The sequence below is a fragment of the Brachyspira pilosicoli P43/6/78 genome (assembly GCF_000325665.1).
In the GTDB taxonomy this organism is placed as follows: Bacteria; Spirochaetota; Brachyspiria; order Brachyspirales; family Brachyspiraceae; genus Brachyspira; species Brachyspira pilosicoli.
Genome location: NC_019908.1, coordinates 496,101 through 513,399 on the forward strand (window position 1 = coordinate 496,101; position 17,299 = coordinate 513,399).

Annotated in this window: 15 protein-coding genes and 2 tRNA genes; 13 read left to right on the forward strand and 4 right to left on the reverse strand. The window is 28.9% G+C overall.

The genetic code is table 11. The features are described from left to right. The first annotated feature begins 181 nt into the window (after window positions 1-181). The 7 genes from BPP43_RS02195 to BPP43_RS12745 all read left to right on the forward strand — a co-directional run bounded on the left by BPP43_RS02195 (window position 182) and on the right by BPP43_RS12745 (window position 3,828). A tRNA-Ser gene (locus BPP43_RS02195) sits at window positions 182-264 on the forward strand. A gap of 25 nt (window positions 265-289) precedes the next feature. Next, window positions 290-362 (forward strand) — tRNA-Arg (locus tag BPP43_RS02200). A gap of 14 nt (window positions 363-376) precedes the next feature. Next, window positions 377-826 (forward strand): KdsC family phosphatase, encoded by a 450-nt coding sequence (locus BPP43_RS02205; protein ID WP_015274033.1) that lies wholly within the window; start codon window positions 377-379, stop codon window positions 824-826. Between the two features lie 77 nt (window positions 827-903). Then, window positions 904-1,470, forward strand: a complete 567-nt coding sequence (lptC, locus tag BPP43_RS02210) for an LPS export ABC transporter periplasmic protein LptC (protein WP_015274034.1) — start codon at window positions 904-906, stop codon at window positions 1,468-1,470. A 46-nt stretch (window positions 1,471-1,516) separates the two neighbouring features. Next, window positions 1,517-2,800: an LptA/OstA family protein gene (locus BPP43_RS02215; RefSeq protein ID WP_041752855.1), complete on the forward strand. Its 1,284-nt coding sequence runs from the start codon at window positions 1,517-1,519 to the stop codon at window positions 2,798-2,800. Between the two features lie 9 nt (window positions 2,801-2,809). Then, window positions 2,810-3,346: a hypothetical protein gene (locus BPP43_RS12740; RefSeq protein ID WP_435369419.1), complete on the forward strand. Its 537-nt coding sequence runs from the start codon at window positions 2,810-2,812 to the stop codon at window positions 3,344-3,346. Window positions 3,347-3,348: 2 nt separating this feature from the next. Continuing rightward, the gene (locus tag BPP43_RS12745) at window positions 3,349-3,828 is read left to right on the forward strand and encodes a hypothetical protein (RefSeq protein ID WP_435369420.1); all 480 of its coding nucleotides are present in this window, start codon (window positions 3,349-3,351) and stop codon (window positions 3,826-3,828) included. Here BPP43_RS12745 and BPP43_RS02225 read toward each other — a convergent pair whose 3' ends face one another. Further along, window positions 3,829-6,063 (reverse strand): lytic transglycosylase domain-containing protein, encoded by a 2,235-nt coding sequence (locus tag BPP43_RS02225; protein WP_015274036.1) that lies wholly within the window; start codon window positions 6,061-6,063, stop codon window positions 3,829-3,831. 242 nt (window positions 6,064-6,305) lie between these two features. Between BPP43_RS02225 and BPP43_RS02230 the strand changes: the two genes are divergently transcribed. After that, window positions 6,306-7,286 carry a LacI family DNA-binding transcriptional regulator gene (locus BPP43_RS02230; RefSeq protein ID WP_015274037.1) on the forward strand — a complete coding sequence of 327 codons (981 nt, stop codon included), beginning with the start codon at window positions 6,306-6,308 and terminating at the stop codon, window positions 7,284-7,286. A gap of 88 nt (window positions 7,287-7,374) precedes the next feature. Here BPP43_RS02230 and fucO read toward each other — a convergent pair whose 3' ends face one another. Genes fucO through BPP43_RS02245 form a run of 3 tightly spaced genes read right to left on the reverse strand, consistent with a single transcriptional unit; the run spans window position 7,375 to window position 10,730 of the window. Continuing rightward, window positions 7,375-8,523 (reverse strand): lactaldehyde reductase, encoded by a 1,149-nt coding sequence (fucO, locus tag BPP43_RS02235; RefSeq protein WP_013243102.1) that lies wholly within the window; start codon window positions 8,521-8,523, stop codon window positions 7,375-7,377. 50 nt (window positions 8,524-8,573) lie between these two features. After that, window positions 8,574-9,284, reverse strand: a complete 711-nt coding sequence (locus tag BPP43_RS02240) for an L-fuculose-phosphate aldolase (RefSeq protein WP_013243101.1) — start codon at window positions 9,282-9,284, stop codon at window positions 8,574-8,576. Window positions 9,285-9,320: 36 nt separating this feature from the next. Further along, window positions 9,321-10,730: a rhamnulokinase gene (locus tag BPP43_RS02245; protein WP_014936040.1), complete on the reverse strand. Its 1,410-nt coding sequence runs from the start codon at window positions 10,728-10,730 to the stop codon at window positions 9,321-9,323. A gap of 241 nt (window positions 10,731-10,971) precedes the next feature. Here BPP43_RS02245 and BPP43_RS02250 point away from each other — a divergent pair, with 241 nt between their 5' ends. The 5 genes from BPP43_RS02250 (at window position 10,972) to BPP43_RS02270 (ending at window position 17,140) form a co-directional block, all read left to right on the forward strand. Continuing rightward, window positions 10,972-12,468: a sugar ABC transporter ATP-binding protein gene (locus BPP43_RS02250; protein WP_013243099.1), complete on the forward strand. Its 1,497-nt coding sequence runs from the start codon at window positions 10,972-10,974 to the stop codon at window positions 12,466-12,468. 41 nt (window positions 12,469-12,509) lie between these two features. Further along, window positions 12,510-13,727, forward strand: coding sequence for an ABC transporter permease (locus BPP43_RS02255; protein WP_013243098.1), 1,218 nt, complete (start codon window positions 12,510-12,512; stop codon window positions 13,725-13,727). 48 nt (window positions 13,728-13,775) lie between these two features. Beyond that, on the forward strand, window positions 13,776-14,798 hold the full coding sequence (locus tag BPP43_RS02260; protein ID WP_013243097.1) for an ABC transporter substrate-binding protein: 1,023 nt from the start codon (window positions 13,776-13,778) through the stop codon (window positions 14,796-14,798). Window positions 14,799-14,834: 36 nt separating this feature from the next. After that, window positions 14,835-16,616 (forward strand): L-fucose isomerase, encoded by a 1,782-nt coding sequence (locus BPP43_RS02265; protein ID WP_015274038.1) that lies wholly within the window; start codon window positions 14,835-14,837, stop codon window positions 16,614-16,616. A gap of 89 nt (window positions 16,617-16,705) precedes the next feature. Next, window positions 16,706-17,140, forward strand: coding sequence for an RbsD/FucU family protein (locus tag BPP43_RS02270; RefSeq protein ID WP_013243095.1), 435 nt, complete (start codon window positions 16,706-16,708; stop codon window positions 17,138-17,140). The last annotated feature ends 159 nt before the right edge of the window (window positions 17,141-17,299 follow it).

Consider the following 17,299-nt stretch of genomic DNA (forward strand, 5'->3'; position numbering starts at 1 on the left):
TATAAGTCAATATAAAATACATAATTTTTCATTTTTTGTAAAGCTTTTATTAAATATCAATATTAATTTTTCTATATTGTATATAAGTTGTAAAGATGATGGAGGTTTGTAAATAATTTTTTATAAATAAAAACTTGAAATTTATTTTAAATATGTTATAATACATGACATATTTAATTTTGGAGAGTTCGTTCAATTGGTAGAGCAGCGGTCTTGAAAACCGCCGGGCTAACACCCATGTGGGTTCGAGTCCCACACTCTCCGATTTGGTTTGAGCTTCTTTAAATAAGGGGCTTTAGCTCATCAGGATAGAGCACTGGTTTCCTAAACCGGGTGGGCAGGTTCGAGTCCTGTAAGCCCCAATTACAATACAATCATGAATTTAAAACTTTTTTATCCTATTACTTTAATCTTAAAAAACTCCAAAAAAATAAAATTGTTTGTTTTTGATATAGACGGTGTTATGACCGATGGCAAACTTATATTTGATGATAATGGCGTAGAAACTAAATTTTTCAATACTTTAGACGGTATGGGTGTAGTAATGGCATTAAAAGCTGGAATTAAAATTGCTGTTATTACTGGAAGTAAGGCTAGTTGTGTGAAAAAAAGATTTGATAAGTTTAGAGTACATGGTTTTGAAGATTTAATACAGGGTGAAGAATATAAAATGCCTGCTCTTTTGACATTAATAGAAAAATATGGTTTAAAAAATGAAGAAGTTGCTTATATGGGTGATGATGTTATAGATTTAGCACCTTCAAAATATGTTGGATTTTCTTTTGCACCAAAAAATGCTATTAAAGAAGTAAAAAAAAATTGCTAATATAGTATTAGATAAAGAGGGAGGAAATGGTGCTGTAAGGGCTGCCATAGATATGGTATTAAAGGCTAGGGGTGATTATGAAAAAATTCTCAAAGAGTTTTATTCTTTTTAATATAATGATATTTTCTATAATCTCTTGTACTGATTTTAGCAAGATAGGACAAAATACTGGAGATGATAATTTTGAACGCCCTCCTGAGATGGAGTTTTATGGTTTTAGAAGAGAAAGCTATGTTACCAATTTCAAACAAATGGATATGTTTGCAACTAATGCTAAGTTTTATGACAGCAGAGCTTTAATAGAGTTATATGATTCACGTAATTATACTTATGATGCTGATGGCACTATTGCAGCAAGAGTATCCGGAGAGTTTGCTAAAATAAATAAAAATACTTTATATACAGAAATATTTACAAATGTTGTTGCAAAGGCTTCTAATAATAGTACTCTATATACTGAGTATGTACAGTATGATCATGAGAAAAGCCATTTTAAAAGCCCTGTACCAATTAGAGTAGAGCAAGAAGATGGAAGCTGGCTTACTGGAAGCAGTATGGAAGGTGATTTGGCTATGGAAAATATAACTGTATATAATGAAAAAGATGAAGGTGATGCTATAGGAGTGCCAATTGCTGAAGAGTAAGATTTTTTATTCATTTGTAATTTTATTTGTATTAATATCTACATTAATGCCTCAATCTCAAAGAAGTGCTGATAAATTTACATACGACAATAAAAATCAAGTTTTTCAATATACAGGCAATTCTAGATTAGAAGATAAATCAGCTTTAATAACAAGCTATAAGATGACTTTTTATAAAGAAACAGAGCTTGCAACATTCACAGGAAAGGTTAGACTTTTAAGTAAAACAAACGGCTCTACAATAGATGCAGGATATGCTAGCTATAATGGTAAAACTAGATATGCATATGCTAGAAATAATCCAATACTTCGTTCATCTACAAACAATATGACAATAAAAAGTACTTTTATGGAGAGAGATTTTAATACTCCTACTGCAAAGGCTATAAGCAATGTTCATCTTATACATATAGATAAAGAAAATGACAGAAGAACTGATGGATATTCTGATGAGTTAATTTATGATATGGATACGCAAATTTCTGTGTTAAAAGGAAATCCAAGACTTTATCAAGGCAGTGATAGAATAGAAGGCGAGATATTGGAATATAATGCAAAAACTTCTACAGCAAATGTTATGGGAAGAAGTAAGATATATATACTTCAAACTAATGATTATGTTCAAACTGGTGAAACTAATGAAACTAAAAATAGCAAGGTGAGTAATTATAATATTGTAACGGCGGATAGACTTTTTCTAGATGAAAAGGGTGGGGCAAATCAGACTAATAGATTTTTATATGCTTATGGAAATGTTAATGCTTATTTCTTTGAAGAGAATATGATACTTAAAGGCGGATATATTATATATGATATGGATAATGAGCATATATATATGTATCAAGATCCTTCTGTAAGAATACCAGACAGAGGAATAATATCTTTCGGTGAGTGGATAGAATATAAAAGAGATGAGAAGTTTAGAGATATTATATTTCACAATGATGTTGTGATGGTAGATTATGATGAAGGTATATCATTAGAGGGTGATTTACTTCATCTTGACCCTGATACTAAGGTTGCTACAGTTAGCGGTTCTCCGCATGCTTATTTAGAAAATAGAAGCATGAAGATAACTTCTGTTACTATGCAGATATTTAATGATGATGAGAAATTAAGGGCTAATGGAAATGTTTATGTTGAGATGAAGGATATGAACTCAAAAAGTGCTTGGGCTACATATTTTGATAAGGCTAAATATTTAAGATTATGGGGAGAAAATCCTTATCTTTCGCAAGAAAATAGTATTGTTAGAGGTCGAGAGATTAGATATTATGTAGAAACAGAAAGAATAGAAGCATATGGTGTAAGCGGTTCTATGTCTGAGTGATTTGTTATTATGAAAAAAATATTCTTTCTTACACTATTTATTATATCTATTATCTGCTCTTGCAATAAAACTATAAAACCGTTAAATAAAAATAAAGAATATGTTGTAAATATTACATATGTTAAAGATAATAATCTAGCCGCATTAAATCCGTCAGATTTTTTTTATATTTTTAATTCAAAACTTCCATTATTAACTTATGAATTATTAGGTTATAGAATAAAATATGTATTAAAAGAAGGAATTAATGCTGAAGACTTTTATAAGAACAATAGAAAACTTTTAAATAAGAATATTGAACTTTTTAAAAGAGATTATATTGATATAAAAAAAACAAGTAATAGTATTTTAGCAAAAAATATTCTTTACTATTCTCTTTCTAATGAAACCTACAGTAGCCTAAAAACTTTATTTAATTATGATAGTTCAACAACCTCATTAGAGGAATTAGCTTCAAATATAGCACCTAGTTTTAAACAAAATATATTAACCCTCTGGAATACACCATTACCAAACGGAAAAAATTACTTAGAGAAGATATTGTAGCTATGTATACAGCACAGTATTGGAGAGTTATAGGAAGTGCCTTAAAAGATTCTAAAATAGATTCGCATATTATAATAATAAATATGCCTATAACAGCGAACTATAAAGGAGCTGATGCTAAAGCTATATCTGAGGCTGGAATAATAGATAGGTTAGTACTTGAAAATAAAAATATTGAAAATACAAAGTCTTTAGCTGTAATTAGCACTTATCCTTTTTTATCTAATAATAAAGTTTTTGTATCTCAAAGAGGTGTTGTGAAAATTGATAGCAAAACTTTAAATGATATATTTGCTTATTATATACTTCAAACTATTGCTATGATGTTTAATAAATATGATATACATACAGAAGAAAAACATTCTATTATGTCTGAAGTTGAAAATTTTAACTATATTAATTGGTATAATAATATTATAAATTATGAGTTAAGAGCTCCATATAAAGGGTTAAAATATTATAAAGATAGTATAAAATATTAATTAGTTTTTATAATATCTGCTATAATATTCATAGCTTTTCATTACTCTTTCAACATAAAACTCTGTCTCTTCTATATCTATAAACCTTGCAGTACGATACATATTATTTGTACCATATTCTTTTTTCCATCTGTTTCCTCTTCCAGAACCAGCATTATAGCTAGCAGCAACTAATGCATAATTACTAGCATTTTGACTTTGGAATAACCAGCTTAAATGCGATATGCCAATATTAATATTTTGTTTAGCATCTGTTAAGTTTAGAGGGTTATATCTATATCTTGATTTTTTATTTTCAGCAGCGGCAGTTGTAGGCATTAATTGCATAAGCCCCATTGCCCCAACATAAGATTTTGCTTTTACATCAAATAAACTCTCTTCTCTCATTATAGAGTATACAAAATTTGGCTCTATTTTATAATATTTTGCCTCAGGTACAACATATTCATCAAAGTATCTAGGATAAACATATTTTCTAAACTCATCTGGAAGTAAATCCACATTGTCATAATAATTATATCCAAAATATTTTCCTATATTAGCACAAATCTGCATAAATCTCTTTGTGTTTAATGATGACTTATATATCTTTTCTGCATAATAAAATAAAGGATAAGTAACCTGTGTTTTTTGATAAACTGTATTAAATTCTCTATAAGCATTGTCCATATCACCATAATAATATAATAATATAGGTTTGTTTACTTCCTCTCTTGTTTGCAAAGATAATTCATTGAATATTTCATTTTCTTTTTTATTAGAATAAAAGTCTTGAACAAATTTATTTTGCATAAATATTTCTTTAGCTATAGCTCTTGCTTCTTTTACTAAATTATCTTCTTTTTTAGTTACTATATAATCTATAAACTGCATTTTATCAAGCATTTGCATAGTTTGGGTATAATTTGAATCAGCATAATATTTTTTTGCTTCGTTTAAATAGTAAGTATTGCTTTTAGAAACATTGTTTATCATTTCATCAGTTGCTAAACTTAAAGCTCCTTTTACATAAAAAGGATTTTTACTTTCAAGCAGACTTTTCATTATATACTTATCTCTTGTTTCAGTATCACCCAATTCTTCAGCAGCCCACATATACCATGATAATACAAAGTCATGTCTGTATTTTGGATATATTTTGTCTAATTCATTAATTGCATAATATGTTTCTGTTTTATTTTTTAATTTTAATGCCTTTCTTAAATAACTTTTTAATGAAAGTTCTGTATATCTATTGTTATGGAAATTCTTTAGAGAGTTTGTCAAATATTTTTTAGCTTCAGGCAAATTATTATTATTTAAACTTATATTAATAAAGCTATTATAAATTCTTGGCACATAACTATCTTTTGGATAATTTCTTAAAAAAGTATTATATAACTCTCTCGCTTTAGTATAATTTTTTAGCCTTTCATAATTATTAGCATTCCAATAAATTGCTAGTTTTCTATATTCTTTATTGTTGGTATTAGCAAGATATTCATTAAATAATGTAGAAGCACTTTCTCTGTTTCCTGCTAATTGATTAATTCTTGCTTTATAATATATTGAATTGTTTTTGTAGGCATTAAGTTCTATAAGATTATTAAAATATTTTAAAGCGGCAGTTCTATATCCAGCATCATATAATTCTACAGCTGCTTTATATTTTATATTATTATTAAAATTATATATCTCTTCTTCAAAATTATTATTTAAATATATTAAAGCTTCTCTGTTTATGTATTTTTTAGTTAACTCTAATGCTATTAATTTTGCTTTATTAGTGTCTTCAGTTTCTTTCATTGCTTTTAATCCAACAAACTCTTTTATCCATTTTTGTTTGTTGCTGTTGAAAAAATTACTTATAGGATAATCATCTTTGTAGAACTCTGCTAATGCTTTATATTGTTCAGCAAAAGGGTATAATGATGACCTTGGATATTCTGTCATAAGTTTAGAATATAAATCTATTGCCTCATCATACATATTAGTACTTAAAGCACTTTTTGCTCCATAATATATAATATAATCTCTTATTAATAAATCATTGCTGCTGTTTATTAGATTTGTAAATTGTGCATATGCTTTTTTATATTGCTTATCATTATATAGTTTTAATGCACTGCCGTAATTTAGTTTATTCTTTGATACTATATCAGGTATATATGCTTTCCCTTGAGCACCTAATCCGGAAGTCATTATTATAATAATTAATTCAAAAAGTATAACAAAGATAATAATATTCTTTTTCATAAACACCTACTAATATATATTATATTAACTATAGTATTTTATTCTTTTTTCTATCTTTTTGCAAACATATTTAAAATTATTTATAGTTTAATTTATTTATATCTGTTTTTTTTTATAAAACAAAAAATATATATATTTATAAAAATGAAACAATGAATAATTTATATTTACTTTTTTTGTTTTAATATTATAATATTTGCAATTAAAAAATGAGATGTATTTAAAAAATAGAGGAAATGAAATTGAAAATAAGAGAATTATCTCGAATAAGCGGTGTGTCTCCAGCAACTATTTCTAGAATGCTAAAAGATCCTAATTCTGTAAAAGTATCTACAAGAAATAAAATAAATGACATTTTAAAGAATAATGGTATAGATAATTATTTTTCTATGAATGCTATAAAGAGAGTTATTTTAATAATTCCAGATTTAAGTAATAGCTTTTATATAGATATGTTTAACGGTATAATATCTGTTGTACAAAAATCTGATATACCATTTGAAATATATTTAACTAATGAATCTATTGAAGAGGAAACAAAAATATTCTCTAGGATAGAAAATGATAAAGATATAGGAGTGATATGGGTTCCTGCTTCTGCTAAAAGAGATAAATTGCCATATAATAAAAATAGTAATATTGTATCGTTGGTTGATAGAGATTTAGAATTTGAAGATATATATATAAAAAATCTATCTAATAATTTTAGTGCTGCTAAAAAAGCAACTGATTTATTAATAGAGGGCGGGGCAAAAAATCCTATTATAATAACAGGAAGTCTTAATTTAAGTAATGCACAAGAGAGAAAAGATGGATTTTTAGAGAGTATTAAGAGCCATAATTTGGATAATGGAATGGAAAGAGTATATTATGGTGATTTTAATAATAGCGATAGCGGGTACTATATAATTAAAAAACTTGTAGAAGAAAATATAAAATTTGATTCTATATTAGCGGCTAATCAAATAGTTGCTATAGGTATATTAAAGGCTTTAAAAGAATTAAAATTATCAATACCAGAAGATGTATCAATAATATCATTTGACAAGGTAGTTAATTTGTATTCAGAGAATCAGAATATATCAGAAGTAGTTTTTCCAGCATTTGACATAGGAGTTAATGCAACTGAAGTGTTATTAGAACAGCAAAGTTTCAATATGTCTAAACAAATATATAATTTTTCTGCTCAATTTAATTTGAGAGGAAGTGAGAAAAAATTATAATATTGATAATATATTTATCAAAAATAAAGGCTGCTAATGTTTCAAGCAGCCTTTTTATTAAAGTTAAGAATATAGAATATATAATTAATTAATAAGCTTTCTTATATAAAGCCAATATATCGTCTAATGTTACATCTCTAGGATTTCCGCCAGTACATACATCAGCTAAAGCATCTTTTGCTAATCTTGGTAAATCTTCTTCTTTGATTTTTAATTCTCTTAAATTAGCAGGAATATTAACATCTTTAGAAAGTTTTCTAACAGCCTCAACAGCTTTTTTAGCAGCTTCTTCTTTGCTTAATCCATCAACTTTTTCACCCATTGCCACAGCTATATCAACATATTTATCTATACAAACAGGCATATTAAATTCCATAACAGTAGGAAGAAGTACAGCATTAGCAACACCATGAGGAATATCAAATATAGCTCCAAGCGGGTGAGCCATAGAGTGAACAATACCAAGTCCAACATTACTGAAACCCATACCAGCAACATACTGAGCAATACTCATTCCATCCATGTCAGTCATGTTCTTATCTTTAACAGCACCTCTTAAGTGTTTAGATATAAGCTGCATAGCTTTGTATTCAAACATATCAGAAATAGTATGAGCACCTTTAGTAATATAACCTTCAATAGCATGAGTTAAAGCGTCCATACCAGTAGCAGCAACAAGACTGTTAGGCATAGAAGCCATAAGTTCAGCATCTACAAAAGCAATTATAGGTATATCTTTAGGGTCAACACAAACCATTTTTCTATTTTCTTCTTCGTTAATTATTACATAGTTGATTGTAACCTCAGCAGCAGTACCGCAAGTAGTAGGAAGTGCCATAATAGGTACGCTTTTATTTTTAGTAGCAGCAACTCCTTCAAGAGATTTAACATCAGCAAAATCAGGATTGTTTTTTGTGATACCTATAGCTTTAGCAACGTCCATTACAGAACCGCCTCCAACAGCTATTAAGAAATCAGCACCAGATTCATTATATTTTGCTAAACCGTCTTTACAGTTTTTAATAGTAGGATTTTGCTTAATATCCAAAAATACATCATAAGCAATATTAGCACCATCTAAAACATCTTTAACTTTTTTAAGTACACCGCAAGAATCCAAAACTTTATCACTTACTAAAAGAGCCTTCTTGAAACCTCTTGCTTTAATTTCTGTAGCAAGCTCGCTTCTTATACCTATGCCAAAATAACTTGTTTCATTTAAAATGTATCTAGCCATTAAAATACTCCTTTTTTAAAATTATTTCTTATATAAAAAATTATTAAAAATCATTTCTTCTTAGACTTAGAAGATTTAACTGTTGTTTTTGTTGTTTTTTTAGTTTTATGTTTTACATTAAGACCATAATTTTTGAATTTTTCTAAAACAATTTCCATTTCAGCATCAGATAAAATAGAGTAATCACCAATACCTCTTACTCCCATATATAATCTAGCTAGATTTTCAACTTCCATCATAACATGATATGCTTTTTGTAATGTTTCATCAGCAGCTAAAAGTCCATGATTTTTGAGTATGCAAGCCTTATATCCTTTCATAGATTTAGAAATATTGTCGCATAATTCTTGAGTGCCGTATGTTGCATATTTAACACAAGGAATTTTATTTCCTCCTGCAACGCCTACCATATAATGAATAGCTGGAATATAATCTATATTTAAAATAGAAACCATAGATGAATAAATAGCATGATTATGTATTACAGCATTAAAAGTAGGGTTATCTTTAAGAATAGATAAATGAAATCTCCATTCGCTTGAAGGTATTTTATCTTTTTCTGGTTTTCCATTACCATCTACAAAAACAATATCATCAGGCGTCATAATCTCATAAGGCATACCTGAAGGTGTAATAAGCATACCATCTTTAAATCTTATGCTTATGTTTCCAGCAGTACCTTGATTAACACCATCTTTTCTCATATTTAAACAAGCTTCTATTATGCTTTTAGCTAAATCTTTTCTGTTTGCAGTAGCCATTTTTTCTCCTTAAAAATTTTATTATTTAAAAAAACATTATATTTGTTTTATATCAAAACTATTAACAACTAATTTTCTCATTTCGTTGGTATCTTTTAAAACCCCTAAAGCTTTAAATTGTGCTAATATATTACCAGTAGCAGTGCATTCTATAGGTCCTACTGAAACAGTTAAATTAGTTTTTTCTTTTGTAAGCTCGCATATTAATTTATCTTTTGTTCCGCCGCCTACAATGCATAGTTTATTAATATCTTTATTTAAAAGTTTTTTAAGACTATTAATATATTTAGCATAACTTTCTGCTAGAGAATTATATACAGAAGCTATTATAACACCTTTTTTATCTTTTTCTATATTAGCCTGATTAGTATCTTTATAATAATTTAATATTTCATCTTCTATGTCTTTAGGATTATAGAATCTATTATCATTAATATCTATTCTGTGTTCATCTTTAATATTATCTCTTGCAAGCTGTTCCATATCGTTGAATGAGATTTGATATTTCTTTTGAAGAAGCTGTATAGTCCAAAGCCCGTTAATATTTTCTAAGAATCTTATAGTGTTATTGTATCCCATTTCATTTGTAAAACCATTTTCAAAGGCTTCATCAGTTAATACTGCTTCTTTCAATTCTACTCCAAGCAAAGACCATGAGCCAGAAGATAAATATGCTGTATTATCATCAAATATAGGAGCAGATAATACGGCAGAAGCGGTATCATGAGAAGCAACAGCAATAATATCAAATGGCTTACAGCCTAAATAATCTGCTATTTCTTGTTTTAATAAACCTTTTTTGCTTCCTGGTTCTTGAAATGATGGAAGTTTGTTAATATCAAAATTAATCTTTTCAAGAATTTCTTTTGACCACTCTTTTTTGTTTATATCTATAAGCTGAGAAGTGGAAGATATTGTATATTCAGCAGAAATATTGCCTGTTAAAAAATATCCAAATAAATCCGGAGTAAATAATAATTTTGAAGCATTATTTACTATATTTGCTCTGCCTTGTATATCTTCGTATATTTGCATTATGCTGTTAAAAGGCATGCAAGATATTCCAGTTATTTTATATAATTCTTTTGCAGATAATCCGATTTTTTCTAGTTTTTTTATAGTATCTATGGTTCTAGTATCTCTATAATTTACAGGGTTAGACAATAATTCTCCGTTTTTATCTAAATAACCATAATCAACACCCCAAGAATTAATACCTAAAGATGAAGGCTGAATACCCATATCTACAACTTTTTTAATTCCTTTTAACAATTCATTATACATATATATAAAATCTGTATAATAATAGTTATTAATTTTTATAGGGGATAAAGAAAACCTATGTACTTCTTCTAAAGTCATTTTATCATTTTCAAACTTCGATAAAAATATTTTACCTCCAGAAGAACCAAAATCACAAGCTATTGAATAAATTTTACTAGTCATAAAAAAACACCATTTTTATAATCTAATATAATTATAATCAATTTTTATTTCCTATTCAATAAAAAAATAATCTTTTTTATTAAAATGTCATTTTTTTGTTTAAAAATATCATTTTTTAAAACAATAATTATTTTTTATAAAATTTATTATTTATAAAAAAATAACATATTTTATTGATTATTGTTATTATTTTTACTAAAATATTAATTAGATAAAAAATAAATTAAGGATAAATCATTCTATGACTGATAATATTATTTTAAAAATGACAGGTATAGAAAAGAGATTTAAAGGTGTTTATGCTTTAAAAAACTTTAATTTTTCTTTAGTTAAGGGTGAAATACTCGCTTTAATAGGTGAAAATGGTGCTGGTAAATCTACTCTTATGAAAATTTTATCTGGTATATACAAAAAAGATTCTGGCACTATAGAATACTTTGGAAAACCTTTAGAAGTATCAGGACCTAAAGAAGCTGAGGAGATGGGTATATCAATAGTGCATCAAGAGTTAAATTTGATGAATCATTTAACTGTAGCACAAAATATATATATAGGTCATGAACCTTTAAATAAATTTGGACTTATAGATGATAAATTGATGATAAGACGTGCTGGTAAAATATTTAAAGGTATGAATGTGGATATAGACCCATCTGCAAAAATAGGTTCTTTAACTGTAGGAAAACAGCAATTAGTAGAAATAGCAAAAGCATTAACTCATAATTCAAAGATATTAATACTTGATGAACCAACAGCAGCTTTAACAGAGTCTGAAACAAAAGAGCTTTTTAGAATTATTAAAGATTTACAAATAGCAGGTGTATCAATAGTATATATTTCGCATAGATTAGATGAGTTATTTATATTATCAGACAGAATAACAGTTATTAGGGACGGAGAATATATAGACACAAAAATAACAAAAGAAACTAACAAAGATGAAATAGTTAACTTGATGGTTGGACGTGTTATATATGAAACACCTAAAACTGAAAGTAAAGTAGCAAAAGATGCTAAAGAGATATTAAGAGTAGAAAATCTAGTAGTACCTGGTGTTGTTAAAGATGTAAGCTTTTCTTTGAAACATGGAGAGATATTAGGATTTGCGGGACTTATGGGTGCTGGAAGAACAGAAACTGCAAGAGCTATTTTTGGTGCTGATAAATTTGAAAGCGGTAAAATATTTGTTGATGGAGAAGAGGTATCAATTAAATCGCCAGTTGATGCTATAAAAAGCGGTATTGGTTATCTTTCAGAAGACAGAAAAAGATATGGTTTAGCATTAGGTCTTCCTGTATTTGAAAACATGATGATGGGTAATTATGATAAGTTTTCAAATATGCTTATGGTTCAAAATCTTAAAGTAAAAAATACTGCAGAAGAAGAAGTAAAATCATTAAATATTAAAACGCCGTCTGTAGAACAGTTGGTTAAGAATCTATCTGGAGGAAATCAGCAGAAAGTTGTAATAGCGAATTGGCTTATAAAAGAATGTAAGGTATTAATATTTGATGAGCCTACAAGGGGAATAGATGTAGGAGCAAGAAGTGAGATTTATAATCTTATGGAAAAATTAGTATCTATGGGAAAATCTATAATAATGATTTCATCAGACTTAGTAGAAATACTTAGAATGAGTGACAGAATATTGGTTATGTCTGAAGGCAAAAAAACAGGCGAATTAGACATAAAAGGAACTACTCAAGATGATATTATGAAATATGCTACTATGAGATAATATCATTTACTATAAAAAAAATAATATTATGGAGTTTATATATGTACAATATTGAAACTAACACTTTTACTGGTAAGTTATGTTTTAAAGCTAGAATGAGGAGAAAAGTAAGAAATTCTCTAATATATCTAAAAAATAATGGACTTCAAAAATTTTTAACAATAGTTGCTCTTCTTATATTGTATGTCTTTTTTGTTATAGCAGGAAGAAATTTCTTTACATTTGATACATTTTCATTGATATTAAGAAACTCTTATTTTATTGGATTTTTAGCTATAGGTGTAACATTTGTTATAATAACAGGCGGTATTGATTTATCCATTGGTTCTCTTTCTCTGTTTGCGGCAATGGTTGGCGGCGTAATGATAACAAATTTCAAAACACCTATGTGGGCAGTGCTTATTATAGTAATAGCAGTGGCAACTTTAGGCGGATTTATAAATGGCTGTTTAATTTCATATTTCCATTTGCCTCCATTTATTGCTACATTAGGTATGTTAATGGTTACAAAAGGTTTATCTGGTATTGTTTCAAAATCTCAAACTATATATTATCCAACTATAACAGACCCTGATTATGGTTGGTTTAGAGTATTATTTAACGCTACAGAATCTAATTTCCCATCTGGTTTTATAATGCTAGCCATATTTACAATAATATCTGTAATTGTGCTTACTAAAACAATAGTAGGAAGATATATATTTGCTTTAGGAAGCAATGAAGAGGCTGCAAGACTTTCTGGTATAAAAACTAATAAATGGAAAATAATTGCTTATACTATAGCAGGATTTTTTTGTGGTATAGGAGGTTTAACTTTTGCTGCTAGCTATTCAAGCATAAGTCCTGGAGCTGGACAGGGTTATGAGTTTGATGCGATTGCTGCAGTAGTTATAGGAGGAACTTCTCTTTCTGGCGGTGTTGGTTCTATAATAGGTACTATAATTGGTGTATATATAATGTCTGTACTTAAAGTAGGACTTCCTTCTGTTGGTGTTGAGCAGTTCTTCCAATACTTTACTATAGGTATAGTAGTTATTATAGCTGTTCTTATAGACGTTTATAGAATAAAAATGTCTAATAAAGTAAAAAAAGTAGATGTAAAAAAAGAAAAACGTGAACAGCTTGAAGAAGAAATTGAATCTTATAGAGTAAGAATAGATTATATGATATCTGATAATACTAAAGACTATTCTAAAGAGATATCAGAGGTACAAGCTAAAATTAATTCTTTATTAGAAGAAAAGAAAAAATTAAAATGATAATATCTTTAAATTAAAAATAAAAAAATATTTTTTAAGGAGAATAAAATGAAAAAGATTTTATTACTAGCTACTACTTTAATAGGATTAACAGTTATGTTGGCAAGCTGCGGAAATAAAGAGCCTTATATAGCTGTTGTATCTAAAGGATTCCAGCATAAGTTTTGGGTAACTGTTAGAAACGGTGCCGAAGATGCTGCTAAAGAAAATGGTGTAAAAATTAGTTTTGTTGGACCTGAAACAGAATCTGATTCAAAAATACAGCAAGACTTATTAGATAGTGAAATTAATAAAAACCCAGATGCTATAGCTTTTGCTGCTGTAACAGGTGATTTCACAGAACAAATTAAAAGAATAAAAGAAAAAAATATTCCTTTAATCGGTTTTGACTCTGGTATATTACCTGATCAGGCACAAGGTGCTGTACTTGCAACTGCTTCTACTGATAACAGAGCTGCTGCTGCTGTAGTTGCTGATAAAATGTTTGAAGCTTTAAAAACTAGAATAGCTACTTTCACTTCTGCTAATAAAGCTAAAATTGCTGTACTTCAATTAGACAACTCTGATACTGGTATAGGAAGAGCTGAAGGTTTTGTAAAAAGATTTACTGAATTAGCTGACGGTGATGCTACTACAGTTGGAAAATATACTTTACAAGTTATAGTTCCTACTACTCAAAACGAAGCTGATATAGCTAACGAAGTTAATGCTTTAAGAGGAAAAAGTGTTTTAGGTATATATTTATCTAATGAAGCTATGGCTAGAGGTTTCTTAGTAGTATACAAAAGTGCTGAAGCTGGTGCTGCTAATACTATAGTTGGCGATGCTCAAGACGGCGGTGATTTGGTTGTTATGGGATTTGACTCTGGTAAACCTCAATTAGATGCTATAAGAAGCGGTATAATACAAGGTTCTGTTACTCAAGACCCTTATAGTATTGGTTATCAAGCTGTAACTTTAGCTTATAAAGCTTCTAAAGGCGAACCTGTTGCTAATGTTGATACTGGTGCTAAATGGTATGACAAAACAAATATTGATGACCCAGAAATAGCTAAATTATTATATGAATAATTTTATTTATTCAATTAACGGAGGAATTTAAACAATATGTTTAGAATGCAAAATAATTTGCCTAAAGTAGGTATAAGACCTGTTATAGATGGTAGGAGAAACGGAGTTAGAGAATCTCTCGAAGACACTACTATGAACATGGCTAAAATAGCTGCTAAGCTAATAGAAGAAAATATTAAACACCCTAGCGGAGAAAAAGTTGAATGTGTAATAGCTGATACTACAATCGGCGGTGTTGCTGAAGCTGCTAGATGTCAGAAAAAATTTGATGAAAATAATGTTAAATTAACTCTTACTGTTACACCTTGTTGGTGTTATGGTTCTGAGACTATTGATATGACTCCTGTTATACCTAAAGCAATTTGGGGATTTAATGGTACTGAAAGACCTGGAGCAGTTTACTTGGCTGCTGCTGATGCAGGACACACTCAATTAGGACTTCCTGTATTTTCTATCTATGGTAAAGATGTTCAAGATGCAGGTGATGAAAATGTTCCTGATGATGTTAAAGAAAAAATATTAAGATTTGTAAGAGCTGGACTTGCTGTTGCTACTATGAGAGATCAATCATACATAAGCATGGGATATGTTGCTATGGGTATTATGGGCTCTATGGTTGATGCTGAGTTTTTACTTGACTATTTAGGAATGAGAACTGAATTCGTAGATATGAGTGAAATCAAAAGAAGATTAGAACTAGAAATCTATGATAAAGAAGAGTTCAAAAAAGCATGGGAATGGGCTAAACAATGTAAGTTTGGAGTAGATAAAAATAAAGTACAAGCTACTGCTGAAGAAAAAGAAAAAGAGTGGGCTACTTCTATAAAAATGGCTATGATTATGCGTGACTTAATGGTGGGCAATCCTAAGTTAGCAGAAATGGGATATATAGAAGAAGCACAAGGTCATAATGCTATAGTTGGCGGTTTCCAAGGTCAAAGACATTGGACTGACTTTATGCCTAATGGAGACTTTGCTGAAGCTATTCTTAACTCATCTTTTGACTGGAACGGTATAAGAGAGCCTTATGTTGTTGCTACTGAAAATGACTCTTTGAATGGTCTTTCTATGCTATTTGCTCATTTATTAACTTGCAAATCTCAGCTTTTCGCAGATGTTAGAACTTATTGGAGTCCTGAGGCAGTTAAAAGAGTTACTGGTAAAGAGCTTACTGGTAAAGCTAAAAACGGTATCATTCACTTAATTAACTCTGGTGCTGCTTCTTTAGACTGGACTGGAGAGCAAAAGATTGGCGGAAATCCTGCTTTGAAAGAATATTGGAATATCACTGAAGAAGAGGCTAAAAAATGTCTTGATGCTACAGAGTTCTCTCCTGCAAGCAGAGAATACTTTAGAGGAGGCGGATTCTCATCTACTTTCTTAACTAAAGGTGAAATGCCTATGACTATAATCAGACTTAATTTAGTTAAAGGTTATGGTCCTGTACTTCAAATAGCTGAAGGTTATGCTGTTAATATTGATAATAGTATATTTGACCCTATTAACAAAAGAACTGACTCTACTTGGCCTACTACTTGGTTTGCTCCTATACTTACAGGTAAAGATTCTTTCAAAGATGTTTATTCTGTAATGAATGATTGGGGTGCTAATCACTGTGCTGCTGCTTATGGTCATATTGGTGCTGATTTAATTACATTAGCTTCTATGCTCCGTATACCTGTAAGTATGCATAACGTAAGTGAAGAGAGAATATTTAGACCTAAAGCTTGGAAAGCATTTGGTACAAAAGATTTAGAAGGTGCTGATTTTAGAGCTTGTAAACATTTTGGACCTTTGTTTGGAAAAGTAACTAAATAATTAATTATGATTTTTAAGCTCCATTTAATAGATTATTATTAAATGGGGCTTTTATTAAAAAAGTTAAAATCTTGTTTAAGGATTTAAATATGTTAAAAGGAATAGACCCTGTTGTTTCACCTGAATTATTAAAGACATTATGCGAAATGGGACATGGAAGCGAAATATTATTTGCTGACGGAAATTTTCCTTCTCATGACTATAATGTAAAAAAAATAATAAGACTTGATGGTATAGATATACCTACAGTTTTAAAAGCTATTATGCCTTTATTTCCTTTAGATACTTTTGTAGAAAGCCCTGTTGTATTGATGCAGCCTAATGCTGATTTTGGAAGAGAGCCTGATGTGTGGGCTAAATATAAAGACATAATTTCTAAACATCAAAAAGTAAATTATGAGTATTTGGAAAGATTTGCTTATTATGACAGATGTAAAAATGTTTATGCAATTGTGGCTACAAGCGAACTTGAAATATATGCAAATATTATACTTAAAAAAGGTGTAATTTTTCCAAATAAATAATTAATATAAATTTGCTTGACATTATATTGATTATAGTTTATTATAATTAACATACTCAGAGGGAGTAGTTGACGTAAGTTTTTACGTGGCTAAGTCAACAATCGCAACTTCTATCAAAAAATACTATAAGTAATAGAAGTTTGGCTAGCCTTAATTAAT